Annotated in this window: 24 protein-coding genes; 13 read left to right on the plus strand and 11 right to left on the minus strand. The window is 63.1% G+C overall.

All coding sequences use genetic code 11. The features are described from left to right. Window positions 1-15: 15 nt before the first annotated feature. The 4 genes from queE to QCE73_RS00460 all read left to right on the plus strand — a co-directional run bounded on the left by queE (window position 16) and on the right by QCE73_RS00460 (window position 2,759). On the plus strand, window positions 16-648 hold the full coding sequence (queE, locus tag QCE73_RS00445; protein WP_035509738.1) for a 7-carboxy-7-deazaguanine synthase: 633 nt from the start codon (window positions 16-18) through the stop codon (window positions 646-648). A 17-nt stretch (window positions 649-665) separates the two neighbouring features. Further along, window positions 666-1,112: a 6-carboxytetrahydropterin synthase QueD gene (gene queD / locus QCE73_RS00450; RefSeq protein ID WP_309879385.1), complete on the plus strand. Its 447-nt coding sequence runs from the start codon at window positions 666-668 to the stop codon at window positions 1,110-1,112. A gap of 187 nt (window positions 1,113-1,299) precedes the next feature. Further along, the gene (locus QCE73_RS00455; RefSeq protein WP_309879386.1) at window positions 1,300-2,082 is read left to right on the plus strand and encodes an aldolase/citrate lyase family protein; all 783 of its coding nucleotides are present in this window, start codon (window positions 1,300-1,302) and stop codon (window positions 2,080-2,082) included. Beyond that, window positions 2,079-2,759, plus strand: coding sequence for a tetratricopeptide repeat protein (locus QCE73_RS00460; protein WP_309879387.1), 681 nt, complete (start codon window positions 2,079-2,081; stop codon window positions 2,757-2,759). Before QCE73_RS00455 ends, QCE73_RS00460 begins: the two co-directional genes overlap by 4 nt. A gap of 72 nt (window positions 2,760-2,831) precedes the next feature. Here the strand turns inward: QCE73_RS00460 and rodA are convergent, their stop codons facing one another. The 5 genes from rodA to QCE73_RS00485 all read right to left on the minus strand — a co-directional run bounded on the left by rodA (window position 2,832) and on the right by QCE73_RS00485 (window position 9,253). Then, a complete protein-coding gene (rodA, locus tag QCE73_RS00465; RefSeq protein WP_035509799.1) occupies window positions 2,832-3,980 on the minus strand; it encodes a rod shape-determining protein RodA in 1,149 nt (382 codons plus the stop codon). A gap of 23 nt (window positions 3,981-4,003) precedes the next feature. Beyond that, complete coding sequence (gene mrdA, locus QCE73_RS00470) at window positions 4,004-6,286, minus strand: penicillin-binding protein 2 (RefSeq protein ID WP_309879388.1); 2,283 nt, start codon at window positions 6,284-6,286, stop codon at window positions 4,004-4,006. 82 nt (window positions 6,287-6,368) lie between these two features. Next, window positions 6,369-6,881, minus strand: coding sequence for a rod shape-determining protein MreD (mreD, locus tag QCE73_RS00475; protein WP_008352165.1), 513 nt, complete (start codon window positions 6,879-6,881; stop codon window positions 6,369-6,371). Further along, on the minus strand, window positions 6,878-8,011 hold the full coding sequence (gene mreC, locus QCE73_RS00480) for a rod shape-determining protein MreC (protein WP_035509723.1): 1,134 nt from the start codon (window positions 8,009-8,011) through the stop codon (window positions 6,878-6,880). Before mreC ends, mreD begins: the two co-directional genes overlap by 4 nt. A 198-nt stretch (window positions 8,012-8,209) precedes the next feature. Then, a complete protein-coding gene (locus tag QCE73_RS00485; protein ID WP_004189550.1) occupies window positions 8,210-9,253 on the minus strand; it encodes a rod shape-determining protein in 1,044 nt (347 codons plus the stop codon). 376 nt (window positions 9,254-9,629) lie between these two features. Between QCE73_RS00485 and gatC the strand changes: the two genes are divergently transcribed. The 5 genes from gatC (at window position 9,630) to QCE73_RS00510 (ending at window position 14,708) form a co-directional block, all read left to right on the plus strand. Next, window positions 9,630-9,929 (plus strand): Asp-tRNA(Asn)/Glu-tRNA(Gln) amidotransferase subunit GatC, encoded by a 300-nt coding sequence (gene gatC / locus QCE73_RS00490; protein WP_035509719.1) that lies wholly within the window; start codon window positions 9,630-9,632, stop codon window positions 9,927-9,929. Between the two features lie 68 nt (window positions 9,930-9,997). Beyond that, entirely contained in the window at window positions 9,998-11,491 is a 1,494-nt protein-coding gene (gene gatA / locus QCE73_RS00495) for an Asp-tRNA(Asn)/Glu-tRNA(Gln) amidotransferase subunit GatA (protein ID WP_309879389.1), read from the plus strand. Between the two features lie 2 nt (window positions 11,492-11,493). Further along, a complete protein-coding gene (gene gatB, locus QCE73_RS00500) occupies window positions 11,494-12,963 on the plus strand; it encodes an Asp-tRNA(Asn)/Glu-tRNA(Gln) amidotransferase subunit GatB (RefSeq protein ID WP_309879390.1) in 1,470 nt (489 codons plus the stop codon). A gap of 90 nt (window positions 12,964-13,053) precedes the next feature. Continuing rightward, the gene (locus QCE73_RS00505) at window positions 13,054-13,893 is read left to right on the plus strand and encodes a polyphosphate kinase 2 family protein (RefSeq protein WP_187608222.1); all 840 of its coding nucleotides are present in this window, start codon (window positions 13,054-13,056) and stop codon (window positions 13,891-13,893) included. A gap of 26 nt (window positions 13,894-13,919) precedes the next feature. After that, entirely contained in the window at window positions 13,920-14,708 is a 789-nt protein-coding gene (locus QCE73_RS00510) for an exodeoxyribonuclease III (protein WP_035509709.1), read from the plus strand. 644 nt (window positions 14,709-15,352) lie between these two features. On the opposite strand, the gene QCE73_RS00515 is transcribed toward QCE73_RS00510, so the two are convergent. Genes QCE73_RS00515 through QCE73_RS00530 form a run of 4 tightly spaced genes read right to left on the minus strand, consistent with a single transcriptional unit; the run spans window position 15,353 to window position 19,346 of the window. Next, the gene (locus QCE73_RS00515; RefSeq protein ID WP_309879391.1) at window positions 15,353-16,267 is read right to left on the minus strand and encodes a M48 family metallopeptidase; all 915 of its coding nucleotides are present in this window, start codon (window positions 16,265-16,267) and stop codon (window positions 15,353-15,355) included. Beyond that, window positions 16,264-17,550 carry an AmpG family muropeptide MFS transporter gene (locus tag QCE73_RS00520; RefSeq protein ID WP_035497361.1) on the minus strand — a complete coding sequence of 429 codons (1,287 nt, stop codon included), beginning with the start codon at window positions 17,548-17,550 and terminating at the stop codon, window positions 16,264-16,266. The genes QCE73_RS00515 and QCE73_RS00520 overlap by 4 nt, the downstream gene beginning before the upstream one ends. A gap of 45 nt (window positions 17,551-17,595) precedes the next feature. Continuing rightward, window positions 17,596-18,204: a methionine biosynthesis protein MetW gene (gene metW / locus QCE73_RS00525; protein WP_035497363.1), complete on the minus strand. Its 609-nt coding sequence runs from the start codon at window positions 18,202-18,204 to the stop codon at window positions 17,596-17,598. Beyond that, window positions 18,201-19,346 (minus strand): homoserine O-acetyltransferase, encoded by a 1,146-nt coding sequence (locus QCE73_RS00530; protein ID WP_035497365.1) that lies wholly within the window; start codon window positions 19,344-19,346, stop codon window positions 18,201-18,203. The genes metW and QCE73_RS00530 overlap by 4 nt, the downstream gene beginning before the upstream one ends. A 293-nt stretch (window positions 19,347-19,639) precedes the next feature. Between QCE73_RS00530 and QCE73_RS00535 the strand changes: the two genes are divergently transcribed. After that, entirely contained in the window at window positions 19,640-19,921 is a 282-nt protein-coding gene (locus QCE73_RS00535) for a type II toxin-antitoxin system Phd/YefM family antitoxin (protein ID WP_309879392.1), read from the plus strand. Then, window positions 19,918-20,238 (plus strand): type II toxin-antitoxin system RelE/ParE family toxin, encoded by a 321-nt coding sequence (locus QCE73_RS00540; protein ID WP_309879393.1) that lies wholly within the window; start codon window positions 19,918-19,920, stop codon window positions 20,236-20,238. The genes QCE73_RS00535 and QCE73_RS00540 overlap by 4 nt, the downstream gene beginning before the upstream one ends. Here QCE73_RS00540 and QCE73_RS00545 read toward each other — a convergent pair. Together QCE73_RS00545 and argB are read right to left on the minus strand one after the other, a co-directional pair. Continuing rightward, window positions 20,224-20,976: a pyrimidine 5'-nucleotidase gene (locus QCE73_RS00545; RefSeq protein ID WP_035497915.1), complete on the minus strand. Its 753-nt coding sequence runs from the start codon at window positions 20,974-20,976 to the stop codon at window positions 20,224-20,226. The two genes, QCE73_RS00540 and QCE73_RS00545, sit on opposite strands and share 15 nt — an antisense overlap. 63 nt (window positions 20,977-21,039) lie before the next feature. Further along, window positions 21,040-21,939, minus strand: coding sequence for an acetylglutamate kinase (gene argB, locus QCE73_RS00550; protein WP_035497373.1), 900 nt, complete (start codon window positions 21,937-21,939; stop codon window positions 21,040-21,042). Between the two features lie 144 nt (window positions 21,940-22,083). Here argB and QCE73_RS00555 point away from each other — a divergent pair, with 144 nt between their 5' ends. Together QCE73_RS00555 and QCE73_RS00560 are read left to right on the plus strand one after the other, a co-directional pair. Beyond that, window positions 22,084-22,305: a cysteine-rich CWC family protein gene (locus QCE73_RS00555; RefSeq protein WP_309879394.1), complete on the plus strand. Its 222-nt coding sequence runs from the start codon at window positions 22,084-22,086 to the stop codon at window positions 22,303-22,305. A 110-nt stretch (window positions 22,306-22,415) separates the two neighbouring features. After that, window positions 22,416-23,708: an ATP-binding protein gene (locus QCE73_RS00560; protein WP_035497377.1), complete on the plus strand. Its 1,293-nt coding sequence runs from the start codon at window positions 22,416-22,418 to the stop codon at window positions 23,706-23,708. Window positions 23,709-23,729 lie beyond the last annotated feature (21 nt).

Genomic DNA, 23,729 nt, shown 5'->3' on the forward strand with positions numbered 1-23,729 from the left:
ATTCACAGGGCAGTCATGACGTACGCGGTAAAGGAAATCTTCTACACGTTGCAGGGTGAGGGCGCCAATGCCGGGCGCCCGGCCGTGTTCTGCCGTTTCGCGGGCTGCAATCTGTGGTCGGGGCGCGAGGAAGATCGCGCGGATGCGGTGTGCCAGTTTTGCGATACCGATTTCGTCGGCACGGACGGCGAGAATGGCGGCAAGTACAAGACGCCGGCGGAACTCGTCGCGAAGATCGCATCGCTGTGGCCGGAAGGCGCGGCGCACAGGTTCGTGGTGTGCACCGGCGGCGAGCCGATGCTGCAGATCGACCAGCCTTTCGTCGACGCGCTGCATGAAGCCGGCTTCGAAATGGCGATCGAGACGAACGGCTCGCTGCCCGTGCTCGAGAGCATCGACTGGATTTGCGTGAGCCCGAAAGCCGATGCGCCGCTCGTCGTCACGAAGGGCAACGAATTGAAGGTCGTCGTGCCGCAGGACAACCAGCGACTTGCGGACTACGAGAAGCTCGACTTCGAGTACTTTCTCGTGCAGCCGATGGACGGCCCGTCGCGCGACATCAACACGAAGCTGGCGATCGACTGGTGCAAGCGCCATCCGAAGTGGCGCCTGTCGATGCAGACGCACAAATATTTGAACATCCCCTGATAAGACGGTCAGCCGACGTGCAGACGATTACCCGAAAACTCGAATTCGATGCGGGCCACCGCATTCCCGATCACCGCAGCCAGTGCCGCAATTTGCACGGGCATCGCTACGTGCTCGAAATCACGCTGCAAGGCGATCTCGTCGACGTGGAAGGCGCGCCCGACCGCGGCATGGTGATGGACTTCGCCGACGTGAAAGCGCTGGCAATGGAACATCTCATCAACAAGTGGGATCACGCGTTCATCGTTTATGAAGGCGATGTCAAAGTGCGCGAATTCCTGCAAACGCTGTCGGATCACAAGACCGTTGTCCTGGATCGCATTCCGACTGTAGAGAACCTGGCGGCGGTTGCCTTCAACATTCTCGCCGAAATCTACGACGCCCATTACGGCGTCAATCTCAAGCTGAAGCGCGTGCGTCTCTTCGAAACGCCGAACTGCTGGGCCGACGTCGAGCGCGGCTGATTTCCCGCGCGCGGGCGGCCCGGAGCACGTCCGGCGCGCGCGCGTTCGTCACGGTATGATCGTCCGATGAGTCGCCCGCTACCCGAGGCGACGAGACACGGAGCGCACGCATGCCGTCACTTCTTCTGTCGTTTTCACTAGTGCGACCGCGCGCGGTCATCCTTCTAACTGTCGAAGGAGCCGCGCGATGAGCACATTCACCAATCCCCTGAAGCAGCGCTTTTCCGAACCGGGCACGTTGTTCGGACTGTGGCTGTCGCTCGGCAGCGCCGATGCCGCCGAAGCGCTCGCACATGCGGGCTTCGACTGGTTGTGCATCGACATGGAGCACTCGCCGAACGATAGCGCGGACGTCGTCGCTCAACTGCGCGCGATCGCCGCCGCGCATCTGCCGAGCGAGCCGATCGTGCGGGTGCCGGCCAACGAAGGCTGGCTCGTCAAACGCGCGCTCGATGCGGGCGCGCGCACGCTGATGTTCCCGAACGTGCAATCGGCCGAAGACGCGGCGCGCATCGTGCGGCTCACGCAGTATCCGACGGAATCGGCGCTGCAAGGCTTGCGCGGCGTCGCGGGCGCGGTGCGCGCGGCGGCATACGGCATGCGCCGCGATTACATGGCGAGCGCGAATGCGCAGATCGCGACGATCGTGCAGATCGAATCGGTGGCGGCGCTCGAAGCCGTCGACGAAATCGCCGCGACGCCGGGCGTCGATTGCCTGTTCATCGGTCCGGCGGATCTGGCGGCAAGCCTCGGTCATCTCGGCGACGGCAAGCATCCCGACGTGCAGGCGGCGATCACGAAAATCGTCGATGCGGCGAATCGCGCGGGCATCGCGAGCGGCATCTTCGCGCTCGATGCGGCCAGCGCGAAGCAATACGCGACGGCGGGCATCAAGCTCGTCGCGATCGGCGCGGATGTGATGTGGCTGTTGAAGGCGACGCGCCAGGCGTTGCAGGAGGCGAGATCATGAAAACCGCCATCGCGTCGGCTGTCGCCGCGGTGAGCCTGTCGATATCGATCGGCGTCGCGCACGCCGACGACGCGCCCAAGCCGACCGACATCACCACGCAAAACGCCGTGGCCGATTACAACGCGGGCAATCTCGTCGCGGCGCGCTCGGAGTTCCGGCGCGCGGCGCAGAAGGGCAGCCGCCTCGCCCAATTCAATTACGCGATGATGCTGCTCAACGGCGAGGGCGGCGCGGCTGACGTGCCGGAAGGCAAGAAATGGTTGCGTCGCGCAGCCGACGCGAACATGACCCACGCGCAATATGTGTACGGCAAGATGTACGACGATGGACAGTTCGTCGAGAAAGATCCGGCGGAAGCGCATCGCTGGTTCCTGCGGGCGGCGAATCAGGGGCACGTGCAGGCCGAACTCGCGCTCGCCAATCAGTTTCTCGATGGACGCGGCACCACGCGCGACAACACGCAGGCGTTCACCTGGTACAAGAAGGCTGCACAAGGCGGCGACATGACGGCTCAATATGTCGCGGGTTCGTTCTATGAGCGCGGCGGCGATGGCGTCGAGCGGAACTTGAATGTCGCGCGTGCCTATTACGCTGCTGCGGCGGCGCAGGGCGATCCGGCCGCCAAGCTGAAATATCTGCAGTTGAGCGTGGAACTGGAGCAGCAGAAGCCGCAGTGAAGGCAGGCTGCAAAAAGCAAAAAGCCGCGGGAGAGCCGCGGCTTTTGCGTCTAAAAGAAGGACGGCGAAACGCTAACTCTGCATCAGCCGTTTCTGACGAGCGACGCTCATGATCAGCCCGACCGCGACGCCGAGCGTCGTCAACGCGGTTCCGCCGTAACTCATGAACGGAAGAGGCACGCCGACCACGGGCAGAATGCCGCTCACCATGCCGATATTGACGAACGCGTACGTGAAGAACGCGAGCGTGAGCGAACCGGCCAGTAATCGCCCGAAGAAGGTCGCGCCGTTCGCCGCGATGAACAGCCCGCGCGCGATGAGCGCCATGTAGAGGAAGAGCAGCACGAGGCCGCCCGCGAGCCCGAACTCCTCGGAGAACACGGCGAAGATGAAGTCGGTGTGCTTTTCTGGGATGAATTCGAGGTGCGCCTGCGTGCCCTGCAACCAGCCTTTGCCGAAGGTGCCACCCGAGCCGATCGCGATCACCGCCTGAATCGTGTGGAAGCCTTTGCCGAGCGGATCGGACGTCGGGTCGAGCAGCGTGCAGATGCGGTGCTTTTGATAGTCGTGCATCATCGGCCAGACCACATCCGGCTGACAGATCTTGTCCTGAAAGACCGCGATGCTCGCCACCGCGATGACCGCGGCAATCAGCACCGGCAGGATCAGCTTGAAACTCAATCCGGCGAAATAGATGACGAACATGCCCGCCGCGAACACGAGTACCGCCGTGCCCAAATCCGGCTGCTTTGCGATCAGACCGACCGGTAGCAACAAAATCACAAAGCCGACGATGTAATCCCACCAGCGGATATTGCTCTCGCGCTTCTGGTAGTACCAGGCGAGCATCAGCGGCATCGCGATCTTCATGATTTCGGATGGCTGAATCACGACGCCGACATTGAGCCAGCGTTTCGCGCCCTTGCGCGTCAGCCCGAACGCGGCGACCGCGACCAGCAACGCGACGCCGACCGTATAGAGCGGCACGGCGAAGCGCATCAGCATCTGCGGCGGGATGTTGGCGAGTACCCACATCAGGCCGAAGGTGAGCATGATGTTGCGCAGTTGGTCTTCGACGCGCCCGGGCATATCGAGACTGGCGCTGTACAGCGTCACGATCCCAACGCCGAGCAGCAGGAACACGATGAGCGCAAGCGGCTTGTCGAAGCCCGCGAACATGCGCTTGGCGCGGTCCAGCAGCTCGCGTCTGTCGAATTGCATGTGCAGTTGCATGGCGGTTTCCTTTACTCGTCGATGCCGCCGGACGGCGCGAGAACGCGCACGCCGTCGTTTTCATTGCCGCGCACCATCGAGGGCGTCGGTTCGGTCGGGCGCTTTTTCGGCGCGGGCGTGCGGCCTGGCGCGGACGCGGGCAGTGCCGCTGCGGGCGCTGCGGGCGTCGCCGACGCGGCGCGCGGCTTCGAGGTTTTCGGGGCGGAAGCGGGAAGCGCCGGCGCGGAAGCCGCCTTCGCGACCTCGGGATTCGACGCGGCCTGAGGCGAAAACGCCGGCGACGAATTCGCAACGGACGCAGGCAATGCGATGGCAGCGGGCGGTTGCGTGCCTCCGATCGTCGGCAGACCGGCGTCGGTCGTCGCCGAGGCCGCCGCCGCGACAGCCGCCGCTTCCGCGCCCGGCTTCAGACGGTCGACCAGATAATAATCGAGCACCTTGCGCGCGATCGGGCCTGCGGATTCGGCGCCCCAGCCGCCGTTCTCGACGATCAGCGCAAGCGCGATCTTCGGCTGCTCAGCCGGCGCGAACGCGATGAACAGCGCGTGGTCGCGCAGATGCTCCGCGAGCGCGTGCCCCTTGTAGTTCGCGCCTTGCAGCGAGTAGACCTGCGCGGTACCGGTCTTGCCTGCCGCCAGATACGGCGCGCCCGCGAACACCTTCGCCGCCGTACCGTTGGTCACGACGCCTTCCATCGCGCGCTTGATGAAATCCACGTCCTTCTGCTGTACGGCGATCTTGTCGCTCGGATCGCGCACCACAGGGCGCGTCACCTTCGAGATCGGATTTTCGATATCGCGCACGAGGTGCGGCTTCATCACGACGCCATTGTTCGCGAGCGTCGCAGTAGCGTGCGCAAGTTGCAGGATGGTGAACGAGTTGTAGCCCTGACCGATGCCCAGACTGATCGTTTCGCCTTCGTACCAGCGCTGCTGCTCGGGCTTGCGGTACGCCTTGCGTTTCCATTCCGTCGACGGAAGGATGCCGCGCGCCTCGCCCGCGATATCGATGCCAGTGATCTGCCCGAAGCCCCACGGCTTCATGAAGCCGGCCATCGCGTTCACGCCGAGATCGCGCGCGAGCATGTAGAAGTACGTGTCGTTCGAAACGACGATCGCGCGGTTCATGTCGACCCAGCCCTGACCCGAGCGCACGTCGTTGCGGAACGTGTGGCCGCCGAACGTGAAGTAACCCGGATCCTGGAAGCCCCAACCCGGCGTGCGCTTGTGCAGCGTCAGCGCGGCGAGCGCCATGAATGGCTTGTAGGTCGAACCCGGTGGATATGTGCCGTGCAGCGGACGATTCAGCAGCGGGTGATCCGGCGAATTGTTGAGCGCGTCCCAGGTTTGCTGATCGATGCCGTCGACGAACGAATTCGGATCGAAGCTCGGCGCGGACACGAACGCGAGCACGTCGCCGGTGGAAGGTTCGATCGCGACGAGCGCGCCGCGCTTGCCCGCGAACGCCTGCTCGGCGACCTGCTGCAAGCCGATATCCAGCGACAACTGAAGATTGTTGCCCGGCGTTGCCTGCGTGCGCGACATCGTGCGCACCGGGCGGCCGCCCGCCGTGACTTCCACTTCCTCGAAACCGGTCAGGCCGTGCAGCTCGGTTTCGTAACTCTGCTCGACACCGATCTTGCCGACGTAATCCGTGCCCTTGTAGTTGTTGGCGTCGAGGCGCGGATCGTAGTGATCCGAGCTTTCGTCGTTGGCATCGCTCGCGTCGTCGATGCGTTCCTGATCGCGCTGCGAAATGCGCCCGATATAGCCGATCACGTGCGCGGCAGTCGTGCCGAGCGGATATTGGCGGAACAGGCGCGCGCGTACTTCGACGCCCGGAAAACGGAAGCGCTGCGCGGTGAACTTCGCGACTTCCTCGTCGGTGAGACGCGTGCGGATCGGCAGGCTTTCGAAATTCTTCGAGTCTTCGAGCAGCTTCTTGAAACGGCGACGGTCGCGCGCGTCGATCGGAATGACTTGCGAGAGCTCGTCGATCGTTTCGTCGAGCGTGCCGTTGATCTTCGAACGCGTGATTTCCAGCGTGTACGCGGAGTAGTTCTTCGCCAGCACGACGCCGTTGCGGTCGGTGATGATGCCGCGGTTCGGCACGATCGGCGCAACGGAAATGCGATTCTCGTTCGCCTGCAACGAGTATTTGCTGAAATGCCAGACCTGAAGATAGAGAAAGCGCAGTCCGATCAGCCCGAAGCAGACGAACACGAACAGTCCCGCCGCCGCGACGCGCAGGCGGAACTTCGACAACTGTTGCTCGGTGTTCTTTATTTCGGTCATGCAACTTTCGCGGTTTGCTCGCGATTCAAGTGTAGTTCGCGCGCGACGGTTTATCCGGTCATGCGGCGTTGCGCGGCAAGGCTCAGATTGGACGCGTGTCGTCCGGGTCGGCGGCGCGGCGCTGCGGCATCAGCAAAAGGAAGCTCGCGATCGGCCAGAGCAGCGCCTCGACGAATCCGTTGATCAGATAACTCCAGCCGGGGAACGCCGCGCCCGTCATCAGGCGGATGATGAAAGGCACGAGATGCGCGCCCACGAGGAGCGGCGCGACGACGAACATCTGCACGGGCAAGGTCATCCACAACACGCGACGGTGAATGGTGATCGCGCCGTACGAAAGAAGCGTGTAAGCCAGCGCGTGCTCGCCGAGCAGATTCGCGTTGTGGACATCCATCAGAATGCCGAGCATGAACGCGATGCCCATGCCGACCTTGCGCGGTTGATGCACGTTCCAGAAGAGCAGTACGAGCGCGACGAAATCCGGCACGCCGATGAGCCGTCCCCACGGCATCAGGTTCAGCAGAAACGCAGCAGCCAGACTGAACGTAATGAAGTACGGATTGACCGGCTGAAGGATGTATTGCGGGCGGTTCATCGCGCGGCTCCCGAGGATGCGGGTTTCGGCGCATGCGCCTTCTTCGAAGGCTTCGCCGCCGCGCCCGATGCCGCCTTGGGCGCCGCGGCCTTCGCCGGCGGAGCCTCGACGGGCTTGGCCGGCGCGGTCGCCGCGACCGCGGAGCCGGGCGTCGGAGCGGACGCGCCCGCAGGCGCCGATGCGCCGCTTGCGCCCGCCGCTGCCGCCGCCTTGGGCGCGGCCTTCTTCTTGCCCTTGTTTTCCTTCGCTTCCTTGGCAGCCGCGGCCGCTTCGACTTCGATCGGATTCGGCGGCACGTTGACGTTGTAATGCAGCACGAGCAACTGACGCGCGCCGCGCACCGCCGCGATCGGCACGCAGACGACGCGCGCGAACGCCGTGTCCGCCTGCTTGTCGACGCGCAGCACCTTCGCGACCCGCAATCCCGGCGGATAGATGCCGTCGAGGCCGCTCGTGACGAGTTCGTCGCCGGCTTGCACATCGGCGCTGATCGGCACGAAGCGAAGATCGAGCGTGTCGCCCTTCGGCGTCCCGTAGATCACGCTGCGCAATCCGGTGCGCGCAATCTGCACCGGCACGGCCTGATCCTTGTCCGTGAGAAGCGTGACTTCCGATTGCAGCGGAAACACGCGCGTCACCTGGCCGATCACACCGTCTTCGGTGACGACCGGCGCGCCATCCTGGATATTCTGCTGCGAACCTTTGCCGATCACGACTTTCTGCGTGAACGGATCGCGCGTGTCGTACTGGATTTCGGCGGGGGTTTCTTCAGTGGTCGCGCGCGATTGCAGATTGAGCAGCGCGCGCAAATGCGCGTTCTCGATGGCGAGCTGGGCCGAATCGCCGGCTTTCACGGACAGTTCCAGATTTTTGTCGGCCAGTTTCGCGTTCTGGCTGCGCAGGGTCGCGCTCGTCACGGCGAGATCGGCCGCGCCCATGAAGATGTCGCGCGGCACCAGCGCGGCGCGCTGCAACGGGTAAAGCCCCGCGCCGAGCATCCCGCGAACGATTTCCAGCGTGCTGTAGCGCGCATCTGAAATGAGCAGCGCGATGGCGAGCACCACGAAGAAGATCAGGCGCGCGAGCGCGGAGGGGCCTTGCTTGAAAAGTGGCGGCGGACTGTATTCCATGGTCGGCGCCGAGGGCGTGAACGGATGGATCGATGCTGCAGGTTTTATCGCCGGTGGCGAACCTGCCCTACGCTGTTTCGACAACGGCCCGGACAGATGCCGGGCCGTGCGCCCGCCGCGTTACGCGGGCGTGTTTCGTTGTCGCGTCGAAGACCATTGCGCTCAGGGGACGGAGAGCGAAAGCCTTCAGCAGGGAGATCACTCGTACGAGAAGATGCTGCCGAGCTTGTCCATGCGTTCGAGCGCCATGCCCGAACCACGCACCACGCAGGTCAGCGGATCTTCGGCGACGAGTACCGGAAGGCCGGTTTCTTCCGCGAGCAGGCGGTCGAGGTCGCGCAGGAGCGCGCCGCCGCCCGTCAGCATCATGCCGCGCTCGGCGATGTCCGCGCCGAGTTCCGGCGGCGTCTGTTCCAGCGCGATCTTCACCGACGACACGATCTGGTTCAGCGGGTCTGTCAGCGCTTCGAGAATTTCGTTGCTCGAAATAGTGAAGCTGCGCGGAATGCCTTCGGACAGGTTGCGGCCCTTGACTTCCATTTCCTTCACTTCGGAGCCGGGGAACGCCGAACCGATTTCCTTCTTGATGGCTTCGGCGGTTTGCTCGCCGATCAGCATGCCGTAGTTGCGGCGGATGTAGTTGACGATGGCCTCGTCGAACTTGTCGCCGCCGACTCGCACCGAGCCCTTGTACACGATGCCGCCGAGCGAGATCACGCCGACTTCGGTCGTGCCGCCGCCGATGTCGACGACCATCGAGCCGGTGGCTTCCGAGACCGGCAGGCCCGCGCCGATTGCAGCGGCCATCGGTTCTTCGATCAGATAGACCTGCGACGCGCCCGCGCCGTGTGCCGCTTCCTTGATCGCGCGGCGCTCGACCTGCGTGGAGCCGCACGGCACGCAGATGATGATGCGCGGCGACGGCGAGAACATGCGGGATTCGTGAGCGGTCTTGATGAACTGCTTGATCATCTGCTCGGTGACGGTGAAGTCGGCGATCACGCCGTCCTTCATCGGGCGGATAGCCTCGATGTTGCCCGGCACTTTGCCGAGCATCTGCTTGGCTTCCTTGCCTACCGCCTGAATCGTCTTCTTGCCGTTGGGGCCGCCTTCCTGGCGAATGGAAACGACCGAAGGCTCGTCGAGGACGATGCCCTTGCCGCGCATGTAAATCAGCGTGTTGGCGGTGCCGAGGTCAATCGCCAGGTCGTTGGAGAAATAGCTGCGCAAAAAACCGAACATTCAAAAATCCTGTCTCGCTGGGTGGCCGTTCGTCGCGAGGAGCGCCGGGGACGGCAGCGGAAAAAATAACGGTTTGCCGGGGCAGCGAACGCTCGCCGCGAAGTGCAAATCCGGGAAGAAATCTACCGCAGAATGGAACGCCGTACGCAAACGTTTCTCGCAATTCAATGATTTGGGGAGAAAGCCGCTGACAAGCCGTTCCAGGGGTGAGTCGAACGTGTAATGATACCTTATAATTTGTGGGCATCTATAGGAAAAGGATGGCACTTTATGCCATCGCCAGACCTGCTTCCGAGGGCTCCTTTCAAGATCGTAACTGGCTGTCACAGCGAAGGTTTTCGAGATTGAGGCTGTCCACGCTTTCTCCGGTGATTCCATGTCTTTGACCCTGACCGACGTAAAACGCATCGCGCACCTCGCGCGGCTCGAATTGCCCGACCACGAAGCCGAACCCACGCTTGCGCGCCTCAACGATTTTTTCGGTCTCGTCGAGCAGATGCAGGCCGTCGATACGACCGGCATCGAACCGCTCGCGCATCCGATCGAGCAGATCGAGGAAGTCGCGCTGCGTCTGCGTGACGACGCTGTCTCAGAGCGTGTCGAGCGCGAAGAGTTCCAGCGTTCCGCGCCTGCCGTGCAGGACGGGCTCTATCTCGTGCCGAAGGTGATCGAATAAGGCGCTTTACGCGCCCATCAAGTGACATTGCGCGCGGATCGAATGCCCGCGCTCATCAGGGAACTGCAATGCATCAAAAGAGCTTGACCGAACTGCGCGCGGCGCTCGACTCGAAGGAAGTCTCCGCGGTCGAACTGGCGCAGTCGTATCTGCAACGCATCGAGGCCGCGAAGGCGTTGAACGCGTTCATCGGCGTCGATTCCGAGCTCACGCTCGAACAGGCGAAAGCCGCCGACGCGCTCATCGCGCAGGGCAATGCCGGTGCGCTCACGGGCCTGCCGATCGCGCACAAGGACGTGTTCGTCACGCGCGGCTGGGCGTCGACGGCCGGCTCGCACATGCTCGAAAACTACGCGAGCCCGTTCGATGCGACCGTCGTCGATCGTCTGAAGCACGCCGGCATGGTGTGCCTCGGCAAGACCAACATGGACGAGTTCGCGATGGGCTCGTCCAACGAGAATTCGTATTTCGGCGCGGTCAAGAATCCGTGGGATTCGAAGGCGGTGCCGGGCGGCTCGTCGGGCGGCTCGGCGGCTGCCGTGGCCGCGCGTCTCGCGCCCGCCGCGACCGGCACCGATACCGGCGGCTCGATCCGCCAGCCCGCGTCGTTCACCGGCATCACGGGCATCAAGCCGACATACGGCCGCGTTTCGCGTTACGGAATGATCGCGTTCGCATCGTCGCTGGATCAGGGCGGCCCGATGGCGCAGACCGCGCACGACTGCGCGCTGCTGCTCAACGCGATGGGCGGCTTCGACGAGCGCGACTCGACCAGCCTGCAACGCGAGAACGAAGACTACACGCGCTATCTCGGCAAGACGTGGAACGGCGGCGATGCGGGCAAGCCGCTCGCGGGCCTGCGCGTCGGTATGCCGAAGGAGTACTTCGGCGCCGGTCTCGCCGACGATGTGCGCGCGTCCATCGACGCGGCGTTGAAGCAATACGAAGCGCTCGGCGCGACGCTCGTCGAGGTGTCGCTGCCGCAGACCGAGCTGTCGATTCCCGTGTACTACATCATCGCGCCGGCGGAGGCATCGTCGAACCTGTCGCGCTTCGATGGCGTGCGCTACGGGCACCGCGCGGCCGAGTACCGCGATCTGCTCGACATGTACAAGAAGTCGCGCGCGGAAGGCTTCGGGCCGGAAGTGAAGCGCCGGATTCTGGTCGGCACGTATGTGCTGTCGCACGGCTATTACGACGCGTACTACCTGCAGGCGCAGAAGATCCGCCGCATCATCGCGCGGGATTTCCAGGAAGCGTTCAGGCACTGCGACGTCATCATGGGGCCGGTCGCGCCGTCCGTCGCGTGGAATCTCGGCGAGAAGACCGACGATCCCGTGCAGATGTATCTCGCCGATATCTACACGCTGTCCGTCAGCCTCGCGGGCCTGCCCGGCATGAGCGTGCCGTGCGGCTTCGGCGCGGGCGCGAACGCGAGTCGTCCGGTCGGCCTGCAGATCGTCGGCAACTATTTCAACGAAGCCCGGATGCTCCAGGTCGCCGACGCGTTCCAGCGCGCGACCGACTGGCACCGCAAGGCACCATCGGCATCGGGAGTGTGAACATGCAGTGGGAAGTCGTCATCGGTCTGGAAACGCACGCGCAGCTTTCCACCGTCTCCAAGATTTTCTCGGGCGCGCCCACTCAGTTCGGCGCGAGCCCGAACTCGCAGGCGAGTCCCGTCGATCTCGCGTTGCCCGGCGTGCTGCCCGTGATGAACCGCGGCGCCGTCGAGCGCGCGATCCGCTTTGGTCTGTCGATCGGCGCGCACATCGCACCGCGCAGCATCTTCGCGCGCAAGAACTACTTCTATCCGGATCTTCCGAAGGGCTATCAGATCAGCCAGTACGAGATTCCGGTCGTGCAGGGCGGTCAGATCACGATCCAGGTTCCGGCCAACGAGAAGACGGGCAAGGAAGCGTATTCGAAGACCGTCAACCTGACGCGCGCTCACCTCGAAGAGGACGCGGGCAAGTCGCTGCACGAAGACTTCGCGGGCATGACGGGCATCGACCTGAACCGTGCGGGCACGCCGCTGCTCGAGATCGTCACGGAGCCGGAAATGCGCAGCGCGGCGGAAGCGGTCGCGTATGCGAAGGCGCTTCATGGCCTCGTCGTGTGGCTCGGCATTTGTGACGGCAACATGCAGGAAGGTTCGTTCCGTTGCGACGCGAACGTGTCGGTGCGTCCGGTCGGCCAGAAGGAATTCGGCACGCGCGCCGAGATCAAGAACCTGAACTCGTTCCGTTTTCTCGAAGAAGCGATTCAGTACGAAGTGCGTCGTCAGATCGAACTGATCGAAGACGGCGGCACGGTGGTTCAGGAAACGCGCCTCTACGATCCGGACAAGCGTGAAACGCGTTCGATGCGCAGCAAGGAAGACGCGCACGATTACCGCTATTTCCCGGACCCCGACCTGATGCCGCTCGTGATCGAATCGTCGTGGGTCGAGCGCGTGAAGGGCGAAATGCCCGAGCTTCCGGCCGACATGCAGAAGCGTTTCGTCGATAGCTACGGCCTCACGCCGTATGACGCGGGCGTGCTGACGTCATCGAAGGCGATGGCGTCGTATTTCGAGGCGCTCGTGCAGAAAGCGGGCGCGGCGCAAGCGAAGATCGCCGCCAACTGGATCATGGGCGACGTCTCCGCGCAACTGAACCGCGAATCGCTCGACATCGGCGAATCGCCGGTTTCGAGCGCTCAACTCGCGCTGATCCTTCAGCGCATTGCCGACGGCACCATCTCCAACAAGATCGCGAAGGACATCTTCCAGACGATCTGGGACGAGAAGGCGACCGACGACGCAGCCGCGGATCGCATCATCGACGCGAAGGGCCTGAAGCAGATTTCCGACACCGGCGCGCTCGAAGCGATCATCGACGAAGTGCTCGCGGCGAACCAGAAATCGGTCGACGAATTCCGCGCGGGCAAGGAGAAGGCGTTCAACGCGCTGATCGGCCAGGCGATGAAGGCGACCAAGGGCAAGGCGAATCCGCAGCAGGTGAACGAGTTGCTGAAGAAAAAGTTATCCTGACAGCTTGTCCCGACGCGGGATGAATGGGCTGCTGCCGGTTGAGCCTGGCAGCAGCCCGTTTTTCATTGGCGAACCCAAGAACAAAGAGACATGGCTAAGAAACCCGGACTCGACGACTTTCGCGTGCCATTCTTCGACGGCGGCAAGAAGCTGAAGCCGTTCGACCTGAGCGCGATCGATCCCGCCGCGAAGCCGTTTTCGAGCGGCTCGAAAGATGAAGATCGCGAACGCCTCACGGCGATCGGCGTGCAACTCGACGACCTTCAGGAGAAGCTTCACGCGCAGCGCCGCCGCCGCGTGCTGCTGGTGCTGCAAGGCATGGACACGAGCGGCAAGGACGGCACCGTGCGCGCGGTATTCCACGATGTCGATCCGCTCGGCCTGCGCATCGTGCCGTTTCGCGCGCCGTCGGAGCGCGAGGCCGCGCACGATTTCCTGTGGCGCGTGCATGCGCAGGCGCCGCAGGCCGGCGAGTTCGCGATCTTCAATCGCAGCCACTACGAAGACGTGCTCGTGCCGCGCGTGCTGAAGCAGATCGATGCCGACGAATGCGAGCGGCGTTATCGCCATATTCGCGACTTCGAGTCGCTGCTCGCCGATAGCGGCACGACCATCGTCAAATGCTTCCTGCACATTTCGAAGGACGAGCAGCGCGAGCGCCTGCAAGCGCGCATCGACGATCCGACGAAACACTGGAAGTTCGACGTCTCCGATCTCGACGCGCGCAAGGAGTGGGACGATTATCAGGCGGCGTATGCGGATACGCTCGGCGCGACGTCGACCGAATATGCGCCGTGGTACATCATTCCGGGCAATTCGAAGACGCATCGCAACGTGATGGTCGCCGAACTGCTGTTGCGCACGATGCAGGACATGAAGCTCGAATTTCCGCCCGCGAAGGAATCGCTCAAGGGCGTGAAGGTCGAATAAAACGAACTCAAAAAAAGAGGAAGCGTATGTTTCGCGTGATTACCGCCAATCTGAACGGCATCCGTTCGGCCGCCAAGAAAGGATTCTTCGACTGGTTCGGCGAGCAGAAATCCGACGTCGTCTGCGTGCAGGAAATCAAGTGCTCGCAAGACGACCTGACGCCGGAATTTCTCGCGCCGCACGGCTTTCAGGGCTATTTCCAGCACGCGGTGAAGAAGGGTTACAGCGGCGCGGGTCTTTACACGCGTCACGAGCCGGACGACGTGATCATCGGTTTCGGCTCGGCAGAGTTCGACCCGGAAGGGCGCTACGTGGAAGCGCGTTTCGGCAAGCTGTCGGTGGTGTCGGTGTACGTGCCGTCGGGGTCCAGCGGCGACGAGCGTCAGCAGGCGAAGTATCGCTTCATGGACGAGTTCATGCCGCATCTCGACGCGCTGTCGAAGGAGCGTGAGGTGATTCTGTGCGGCGACGTGAACATCGTGCACAAGGAAATCGACATCAAGAACTGGAAGAGCAACCAGAAGAACTCGGGTTGCCTGCCGGAAGAGCGCGCGTGGCTCACGAAGCTCTTCGACGACGTCGGTTATGTCGATGTGTTCCGCACGCTGGATCAGCGTCCCGAGCAGTACACGTGGTGGAGCAATCGCGGTCAGGCGTATGCGAAGAACGTCGGGTGGCGTATCGACTATCAGATCGCGACGCAGGAAGTTGCGGCAACCGCGAAGAAGACGTCGATTTTCAGGGATATCAAGTTTAGCGATCATGCGCCGCTGACTATTGATTACGACTGGAAAATCGCGAAAGGGAAGAAGTAAGGTTCTGGCTTCTATGGATGGCCTGTATTCATGTTGGTCTATTAGCACTGCCCCTCCCCGGGGCGGGGGTCACTTTCTTTGCTGCTGCAAAGAAAGTAACCAAAGAAAGCAGCTCGTTCAAGCCCGCGGTCACACGCACGTTGGCCATGCTTGCCAGCCCGCGGTGGCACTCGCCTAAGTGTCGCCCTCACAGGCCCAGTCGGGCTTGGCTCGCGCACGGTCTGACGCGCTAGTTGTTTTCGGGCGCTGGTTCAGCACGAAAGAGCTTCGGCACAGCGCTGCGCGCTGCCGTTGGGTATGCGAGGGAAACCGAAGAGGAAGCGCGCGCGCACCCGATTGACCCATCGGCCGCGAAGCGGGCTGGAGCTATTTGGTGCTGAACCAGTTTGTTGTGTGGTGCGATGAGTCAGACCGTGCGCGGTCCAAGCCGTTATCTGCTTGTGGGGGCACTCGCTACAGCCGGGCCATTAGGCCAATCGCCTGTGCCGCGGCCGGTGTGAAGTGCTTAGGCTGGGGATAGCTGTTTCTTTGGTTACTTTCTTTGCAGCAGCAAAGAAAGTGACTGCCGCCCCGCACAGGGGCAGTGCCAATAAACCGACACGAAATCAGGCCATCCCTCGAAGCCCAAGCAAACAAAAAACCCCCTAACGCCCGCTCTTCTTAAACCGCCCCATGCCCGCATAATTCGGCAACTGATCAATCGACTTGCCGACCGCCTTAGCATAAAGCGGCATCATGTCCGACATGCGCTTGAGCAAATCCTGCCTGCGATCCGGACCATACGGATGCAACCAGATAAAACCGACATCCGCGCGCCGCGTTCCCGAATCGATCTTGTTCCACAACGTGACGGCCGCACGCGGATCGTAACCCGCGCGCGAAGCGATCTCGCTGCCGATCACATCGGCTTCGGTTTCATCGGCGGGGGAATAGCGCATGGTCAGCAACTCATCGCCGATATCGGACTGTTGCGACGCATAGTTCGAGAAACCGAACAACTGCGGCGGCGCGCCCGCCGAGAGTTGCGCCGCCTGCTGCCGGCCGAGCCGCTCGCGCGCATGTTCGCGCAACGCGTGCGCAATCTCGTGGCCGATCATCATGCCGATCTCGTTATCGTTCAGATGCAGCTTCTCGATGAGACCGCTATACACGACGATCTTCCCGCCCGGCAGACACACCATGCGCTCCTCGGGCGACTTGATGACATTGATCTCCCACTTCCAGTTCTTCGCGCGATCGTTCCACTTGAGCGCGAACGGAATCTCGTGATTCGCGATGTCGCGCACGCGCTTCACGAGCGGGTTGCTGTCGGGAAGCAATGTCTTCGCGCGTTCGGCATCGAGAATGACCTGCGCGTATTCCTCGGCGGACTGCGCTTCGAGCGTCGCGGGCGGAATCAGATTGCGAAACAGCGCCGTATTGCCGAAGCGGATCTGGTTGTTCGGTGCGGAGTAAGGCGGCGGCGTCTTCTGTTCGTCCTGAGCATGCGCGGACAAGGGCGCGAGCGACGCCCATGTCAACGCGCAAACCAAGGCGCGAAGCGTGAAAGAAACCGTCATCGTTGAGTTCTCCAGGGCGCGATCTTGGGCAACAGTAACATGCCCGGAATGGACAGCACGACGCAGATCATGAAGTACGGAAACCATCCCGTTTCGTTCACGATGTAGCCGCTGCCCGCCGCGGCGAACGTGCGCGGCACCGCCGCTAGGCTCGTGAAGAGCGCGAACTGCGTCGCGGTGTAGCGCGGGTCCGTCGTGCTCGCAATGTACGCGGTGAAGGTGGCGAGCGTGAGACCTGTCGCGAAGGTTTCGAAGCCGTACAGCACGGCGAGCGCCGCCGGCGACGGCCCGATCTTCGCGAGCCACGCAAAGCCCAGCGTCGCGATAATCTGAAGCACGCCGAAGATCCATAGTCCGCGCGCGATGCCGATCTTCACCAGCGCGATCCCGCCGAGCAATCCGCCCGCGATGCTCGCCCAGAACGCGACCGCCTTCGCGATCACGCCGATCTGCGCGAGCGAGAAACCGACGTCGATGAAGAACTTCGTGGCGAGCGCGGTCGCCATCGTGTCGCCGAGTTTGTAGAGGAAGATGAAGCTCAGCACGAGTAGCGCCGCGCGCCAGCCATCGCGCGTGACGAACTCGTGAAACGGCTCGACGATCGCCTCGCGCAGATTCTTCGGCGGCGCGCCGTGAATCTCCGGCTCCTTGACGACGAGCGTCATGATGAGACCCGGCAGCATGAACGCGGCGGTGATCAGAAACACGGTCTTCCACGGCAGGACGGTCGCGAGAATCAGCGACAGCGAGCCGGGCACGAGTCCCGCGACCTTGTACGCGTTGACGTGAACCGCATTGCCGAGCCCTTGCTCCGTATCGGCGAGAAGTTCGCGGCGATACGCATCGATGACGATATCCTGACTCGCGCTGAAGAACGCGACGAGCGCGGCCACCGCCGCGACGGCCCACAGATTCCGTTCAGGTGAGAAGAAGCCGAACGAGCCGATCGCCACCATCACGAGCACTTGCGTGACGAACATCCAGCCGCGCCGTCGGCCCGGACTCCAGCCCGGAAAGCGCGGAATGTAACGGTCCATCAGCGGCGACCAGACGAACTTCCACGTGTACGGCAATCCGATCAGCGCGAAGAGGCCGATCTCCTTGACGTTGATGTGCGCGGTCGTCAGCCACGCCTGCAGCAGGCTGTAGAGCGTGAAGAGCGGCAATCCCGACGTGAAGCCGAGAAAGACGCAAATGAGGATGCGCTTGTTGAGAAACGCGCGCCATCCGGGATGTTCTTCGTGAGCAGTTAGAGCGGGCGCCTCGTGTGGCGTATCGGGCATGTCGTATAACGGGCAGTTGTCGATGCGCGAGCGCGCCGGTCATCGTTACCGGCGCTTCACGCGATAGACCGCAAGACTACCACGCCAGTTCGCGCCCCAACGGACCGGCTGGCCGTCGTGCAGCACCACGCGGTCCAGAATCTCGAGGCCCACCTCCGGTGCGAGCGCCTCGAAATCCTTGATCGTGAGCACGCGCACGTTCGGCGTGTTGTGCCATTGATAAGGCAGCGATTTCGACACGGGCATGCGCCCTTGAATCACCGACAGCCGATGTTGCCAATATCCGAAATTCGGAAACGACACGATGCATTGGCGCCCGACGCGCACCGTCTCGCGCAAGATCGCGGCGGTTTGATGAATCGTCTGCAGCGTCTGCGACAGAACCGCGAAATCGAAGCTGTCGTCTTCGAAGAGACGCAAGCCGTCTTCGAGATTCTGCTGGATCACGTTCACGCCTTTTTGCGCGCACGCGAGCACGCCGGCATCGTTGATTTCGATACCGTAGCCCTTCACTTCGAGTTCTTCGCCGAGCAGCGAAAGCAGCGAGCCGTCGCCGCAGCCGAGATCGAGCACCGTCGAGCGCGGTTCGACCCAGCGGGCGATCGCCCGAAAGTCCGAACGCAGCGCGAGCGAATCGAGAGTGTGCTGGTTCATGCGCCGATCTCCGTGGCAATGCGTTCGTAATAGGCGCGCATGAGATTGTGATAGCGCGCGTCGTCGAGCAGGAAGGCGTCGTGGCCGTGCGGCGCATCGATTTCCGCGTAGCTCACCGTGCGCTTGTTGTCGAGCAGCGCCTTCACGATTTCGCGCGAGCGCGCGGGCGCGAAACGCCAGTCCGTCGTGAAGCTGGTGATGAGATATTTCGCGCTGGTATTGGCGAGCGCTTTCGTGAGATCGCCGTCGAACGCTTTGGCGGGATCGAAATAATCGAGCGCGCGCGTGATGAGCAGATACGTGTTCGCGTCGAAGTATTCGGCGAACTTGTCGGCCTGATAGCGCAGATACGACTCCACTTCGAACTCGACATCGAAGTTGAAGTTGTACGCATCGAGCGCGCCCTCGGCACGGCGCAGCGCGCGGCCGAATTTCACGGCCATGTCGTCGTCCGACAGATATGTGATGTGGCCGATCATCCGCGCGACGCGCAAACCGCGACGCGGCTTCACGCCGTGCGCGTAGTAGTCGCCGCCGTGGAAATCGGGATCGGAGAGAATCGCGGAGCGCGCCGTTTCGTTGAACGCGATGTTCTGCGCGGAAAGCTTCGGCGTCGATGCCACGACGATGCAATGCGCGAGCCGCTCCGGATACATCATGCTCCACGCGAGCGCCTGCATGCCGCCGAGGCTGCCGCCCATCACGGCCGCGAAGCGCTCGATGCCGAAGCGGTCCGCGAGACGCGCCTGCGCGTTCACCCAGTCTTCGACCGTGACGACCGGAAAGCTCGCGCCGTAGGGCCTGGATGTCGCGCCGTCGATGCTCATCGGTCCGGTCGAGCCGAAGCACGAGCCGAGATTGTTCACGCCGATCACGAAGAAGCGGTTGGTGTCGAGCGGCTTGCCGGGACCGACCATGTTGTCCCACCAGCCGACGTCCTTCGGGTTATCCGCGTGAATGCCCGCGACATGATGCGACGCGTTCAGCGCGTGGCACACGAGCACGGCATTCGAACGCGCGGCGTTGAGTTCGCCGTACGTTTCGACGACGAGCTCGTAGTCGCCGAGCAGCGAGCCGTTCTGCATCTTGAGCGGCTCGGTGAAGCGCAGTGTTTGGGGAGTGACGATGCCGATCGATTCCATTCATTCCGCCTTTGACCAAGCGGCTAAACGGTGTCGGCGATGCGCGGGAAAACATTGATGGCGCGGCTGACGACCTCTTTAGCCGCATTTATAGTGAACGCCCGTGAATCATCACTGAGGTTCGCGCGCCCGCAATCGAGTCAGCAAATCGGCGCGTCGTTGATGTTCGAGAAAATCTCGTTAGCGATGAAGTATAGCGGAAAACGTAATTGAGCCGCCATTTACGCGGTCTTGGATGCGGCCCGCTTTTACGTCTATATTGACTAATCGTCTCGTCTTGCCAGGGAACGGAAATGAAACCGAGCCGGGTCAGACCGCTGAGTCATCTGAAGAGCCGCGCGGCCGAGATGATCCGCAACATCGTCGAGAGCCGCGAGCCGATGCTCATCACGCAGAACGGCGAGGGCAGGGTGGTCGTGCAGGACGCGCAGTCGTACGAAGACCTGCATCAGACGCTCGCCTTGCTGAAGATTCTGGCGATGGGACAGAAGATCATCGAGGCCGGCCAGTGCATGAACGCGGCCGATCTGTTCGCCGAGATCGAGCGGCTGGACCGCGAAGAAGGCGTCGAATGAAGACCGTCTTCCTCGATCCGGTGCGCCAGGATTTGCACGACTTCCGGCGCTACGTCATCAACAAGTTCGGCGGCACCGCGTGGACCGCGACGCGCAACAAGTTCGCCGATACCATCGCCGAGATCGAAGCCGCGCCGCGCAATGGCTCGACGCCGCCGGAACTCATCGACTTCCGCATGTCGGGCTACTACGAAGTCGCGAGCGGCACGAACCGCATCATCTACAAGGTCGATGGCGACACCATCTACGTGCATCTCGTCGTCGATGCGCGCTCGGACCTCGAAGACATTCTCGCGCGGCGGCTATTTCGAATGTAGGCGCCGCCCATGCGATGACGTCAGCGCGCGCAGCGAGCGCACCGTGCGATCCACGTAATGCGGCCTGCCGATGCCCGGCATGCGCACCGACATTCCGCCGCTCGACGTCTTCGCAACCGGCAGATGCCCGACGATCCACACCGTGCGAATCCCCAGCCGCCGATAGCTTTTCAGATGCCCGCGCGTGTCCTCGACGAGAATCGCGTCTTCGAGACGCACGTGCGCGCGGCGCATTGCACGGCGAAGCATCGGCGCGTCGGGCTTCGCGCGCCAGTGAGCGCCCTCGCGCATGTCCTCGATCGCGATCACGCGCTCGAACAGCTTCGCGATGCCGAGTTCCGCGAGCACCGTGCGCGCGTAGAGCGTCGGCGCGTTGGTGAGGACGATCTTGCGGCCCGGCAGCGCGCGCAATATCCGCGTGAGGCCGCGCTCTGCGCGCAGCATCGACGGCAGATCGGCGAAGGTGTGAACCTCGCGCAGGAAGTCGGCCGGATCGACGCCGTGATGCCGGACGAGCCCGAGCAGCGTCGCGCCGTAACGCACCGTGTACCCGACGCGCAGCCGGTTCGCTTCGTCGATATCGACGTTCAGGCGATCCATGATGTATTGGGTCATCCCGCGATTGATCGCCGGGAAAACCGCGTGCGACGCGTGATGCAGCGTGTTGTCGAGATCGAAGAGCCAGACGGGGCCGCGCGTTTTCACGCGGCGTCGGCGGGACGGGCGATGCGGACTCATATCAGCGTTGCACCAAAAGAAACGCCCGCGCATCGGCGGGCGTGAGAAGCGAAAAAATGTCGTTCAATGCGAGCGGATCATCGTGCCGAACGGCTGCTCGGTCAGAATTTCGAGCAGCACCGAATGCTCGATGCGGCCATCGATGATGTGCACCGAGCGCACGCCGCTCTTCGCCGCATCGAGCGCGGAGGAAATCTTCGGCAGCATGCCGCCGGAGATGGTGCCGTCCGCGAAGAGGGCGTCGATCTCGCGCGCGGAAAGGTCGGTCAGGAGGTTGCCTTCCTTGTCCATCACGCCGGGGATGTTCGTCATCATGACGAGCTTTTCCGCATTCAGCACGACGGCGAGCTTGCCCGCGACGAGATCCGCGTTGATGTTGTACGAGAGACCGTCCTCGCCGAAACCGATGGGCGAAATGACCGGAATGAACGCGTCGTCCTGCAGCGCCTTCACGACGGCCGGATTGATCGACTCGACTTCGCCGACCTGTCCGATGTCGATGAACTGGCCCGGATTGTCGCGGTCAGGCATCAGCAGCTTGCGCGCGTGAATCAGCCCGCCGTCCTTGCCCGTCAGACCGACCGCCTGACCGCCGAAGTGATTGATCAGCGTGACGATGTCCTGCTGCACCTCGCCGCCGAGCACCCATTCGACGACTTCCATGGTTTCTTCGTCGGTGACGCGCATGCCCTGGATGAAGGTGCCCTGCTTGCCGATCTTCTTCAGCGCCTGATCGATCTGCGGGCCGCCGCCGTGCACGATCACCGGATTGATGCCGACGAGCTTCAGCAAGATGACGTCGCGCGCGAAGCCTTGCTTCAGGCGCTCTTCGGTCATGGCATTGCCGCCGTATTTGATCACGACCGTCTTGCCGTGATATTGACGGATATAAGGCAGCGCCTCGGCCAGAATTTCAGCCTTCAGGGTAGGCGCGATTTGCGTGAGGTCGGGTTGCTCGGACATGGCGGCAAATGGGGCGAGGAGCGTTTAAACACGCCGAATTGTACAGGACCGACGCATCGCGGCAGGACGAATTGCCGCGCCGGCGCGACGTTTTCCGGCGCGCGGGCCGACATGCGATCATCGTTCGGACGGATTGATGACAAGATGATGAACGTATCGCCTGAAACGAACGAACGGGAAGCGCCGGGCTCGCTGATTTGCGTGCGCTGCGGCGCATCGTTTCGCTGCGGCATGCTCGCGGGCGATGCGGCCTGCTGGTGCGCGGCGCTTCCCGCGTTGCCGCTCGACCGTCTGCGGCCCGACATGAGTTGCATGTGTCCGGCGTGTCTTGCGGGGGAAGTCGGACACGCCGCCGCGCTCGATTAGCCGACCGCGCGACCCGGGGTGCGACAAATCGTGCCAGATGCGGCTCGAAGCCCGATGCAAGCGGGATAATGTCGCGGGAAGCGTAACCACGCCGTCAAGCACTCAACGAGATGCATCGCATAACCAATACCGGTCGGGTCAATCTCGGTCACCTCTTCTGGCTTCGCTCGCTCGCGATCATCGGCCAGTTGACGACCATCGCCGTCGTGCAGATTTTCTTCGGCGCGAAGCTCCCGCTGCCCGCGATGCTGCTCGTCATCGCGCTGGAGATGATGTTCAACGGCCTCACGTGGCTGCGCGTCGCGCGGGCGCGGCCCGAGACGAATCTCGAACTGTTCGGCCAGATGTGGGTCGATCTCGGCGCGCTCTCGGCGCTCCTGTTCCTCTCCGGCGGCGCGACCAATCCGTTCGTCACGCTCTATCTGCCGTCGCTCGCGATCGCCGCCGCCGTGCTGCCGTGGACGATGATGGCCTGCCTCGCGCTCTTCGCCGTCGCCTGCTACGCGCTCCTCAGCTACAACTACGTGCCGCTCAATATCGAGAATCCGGCCAATCTTTTCGATTATTTCCGCACGGGCCTGTGGGTCAACTTCATGGTGAGCGTCGGGCTGATCGGCTGGTTCGTCGCGCGCATGTCGCGGGCGCTGCGCGCGCGTGACGCCGCGCTCGCGGAAGCCCAGCAACGACATCTTCGCGATGAGCGCGCGGTCGCGCTCGGCGTGCAGGCCGCGACCGTCGCGCACGAAATGGGCACGCCGCTTTCGACCATCGCGATGCTTTCCGAGGAATTGCGCGATTCCGCCGCGCACGACAAGAACCTCGCGCCCTACGCCGCGGACTTCGAACTGCTGGAACAGCAGATGGCGCTCTGCACGTCCGCGCTCGCACGCCTGCGCAGCCGCGCGACGGGTCCGTCGAGCCGACAGGGACTCGACGAATGGCTGTCGAGCTTCATCGAGCAGTGGCGTTTGCGGCATCCGCAGGTGAAATTCGCGCAGATCGACGGGACACCCGAAGATGCGTCGATCGACGACGCGGTGGCCGTCGGCCAGATCCTCACGATCCTGCTCGACAACGCCGCGCGCGCGAGCAGCGAATCGGTGACGCTGCAGGCGTCGGCCGAGACCATCGACGAAATGGACTACGTGCGCTTCGACGTGTGCGATCGCGGCCCGGGCATTCCGCCCGCGCTGCGCGCATCGCTGGGCGCGGGCCCGGTCGACAGCACCCAGGGCGGGCACGGCGTCGGGCTATATCTGGCGTTCGCGGCGGCGGCGCGGTTGTCCGGATCGATCGAACTGATCGACGGCAAGCCGCGCGGCACGTGCGCGGTGTTGCGTCTGCCGAACCGCGGCGCGGTCGCGGCGCCGGCGGCGAGAACTGAACGAAGCGGCACGGCCTGAACTCGAACCCAGGCGCGCCCG

The sequence above is a fragment of the Caballeronia sp. LZ029 genome, assembly GCF_031451275.1.
GTDB lineage: Bacteria > Pseudomonadota > Gammaproteobacteria > Burkholderiales > Burkholderiaceae > Caballeronia > Caballeronia jiangsuensis.

Coding starts and splice junctions, on each gene's coding strand:
- QCE73_RS00530 (WP_035497365.1), bottom strand. CDS start 19,346: ATGGAATCGATCGGCATCGTCACTCCCCAAACACTGCGCTTCACCGAG.
- QCE73_RS00560 (WP_035497377.1), top strand. CDS start 22,416: ATGCATCGCATAACCAATACCGGTCGGGTCAATCTCGGTCACCTCTTC.
- mreD (WP_008352165.1), bottom strand. CDS start 6,881: ATGAACCGCCCGCAATACATCCTTCAGCCGGTCAATCCGTACTTCATT.
- mrdA (WP_309879388.1), bottom strand. CDS start 6,286: ATGACCGAAATAAAGAACACCGAGCAACAGTTGTCGAAGTTCCGCCTG.
- gatB (WP_309879390.1), top strand. CDS start 11,494: ATGCAGTGGGAAGTCGTCATCGGTCTGGAAACGCACGCGCAGCTTTCC.
- QCE73_RS00555 (WP_309879394.1), top strand. CDS start 22,084: ATGATGAACGTATCGCCTGAAACGAACGAACGGGAAGCGCCGGGCTCG.
- QCE73_RS00460 (WP_309879387.1), top strand. CDS start 2,079: ATGAAAACCGCCATCGCGTCGGCTGTCGCCGCGGTGAGCCTGTCGATA.
- rodA (WP_035509799.1), bottom strand. CDS start 3,980: ATGCAATTCGACAGACGCGAGCTGCTGGACCGCGCCAAGCGCATGTTC.
- queE (WP_035509738.1), top strand. CDS start 16: ATGACGTACGCGGTAAAGGAAATCTTCTACACGTTGCAGGGTGAGGGC.
- gatC (WP_035509719.1), top strand. CDS start 9,630: ATGTCTTTGACCCTGACCGACGTAAAACGCATCGCGCACCTCGCGCGG.
- metW (WP_035497363.1), bottom strand. CDS start 18,204: ATGAACCAGCACACTCTCGATTCGCTCGCGCTGCGTTCGGACTTTCGG.
- argB (WP_035497373.1), bottom strand. CDS start 21,939: ATGTCCGAGCAACCCGACCTCACGCAAATCGCGCCTACCCTGAAGGCT.
- QCE73_RS00515 (WP_309879391.1), bottom strand. CDS start 16,267: ATGACGGTTTCTTTCACGCTTCGCGCCTTGGTTTGCGCGTTGACATGG.
- gatA (WP_309879389.1), top strand. CDS start 9,998: ATGCATCAAAAGAGCTTGACCGAACTGCGCGCGGCGCTCGACTCGAAG.
- QCE73_RS00545 (WP_035497915.1), bottom strand. CDS start 20,976: ATGAGTCCGCATCGCCCGTCCCGCCGACGCCGCGTGAAAACGCGCGGC.
- QCE73_RS00455 (WP_309879386.1), top strand. CDS start 1,300: ATGAGCACATTCACCAATCCCCTGAAGCAGCGCTTTTCCGAACCGGGC.
- QCE73_RS00505 (WP_187608222.1), top strand. CDS start 13,054: ATGGCTAAGAAACCCGGACTCGACGACTTTCGCGTGCCATTCTTCGAC.
- mreC (WP_035509723.1), bottom strand. CDS start 8,011: ATGGAATACAGTCCGCCGCCACTTTTCAAGCAAGGCCCCTCCGCGCTC.
- QCE73_RS00485 (WP_004189550.1), bottom strand. CDS start 9,253: ATGTTCGGTTTTTTGCGCAGCTATTTCTCCAACGACCTGGCGATTGAC.
- QCE73_RS00510 (WP_035509709.1), top strand. CDS start 13,920: ATGTTTCGCGTGATTACCGCCAATCTGAACGGCATCCGTTCGGCCGCC.
- QCE73_RS00520 (WP_035497361.1), bottom strand. CDS start 17,550: ATGCCCGATACGCCACACGAGGCGCCCGCTCTAACTGCTCACGAAGAA.
- QCE73_RS00535 (WP_309879392.1), top strand. CDS start 19,640: ATGAAACCGAGCCGGGTCAGACCGCTGAGTCATCTGAAGAGCCGCGCG.
- QCE73_RS00540 (WP_309879393.1), top strand. CDS start 19,918: ATGAAGACCGTCTTCCTCGATCCGGTGCGCCAGGATTTGCACGACTTC.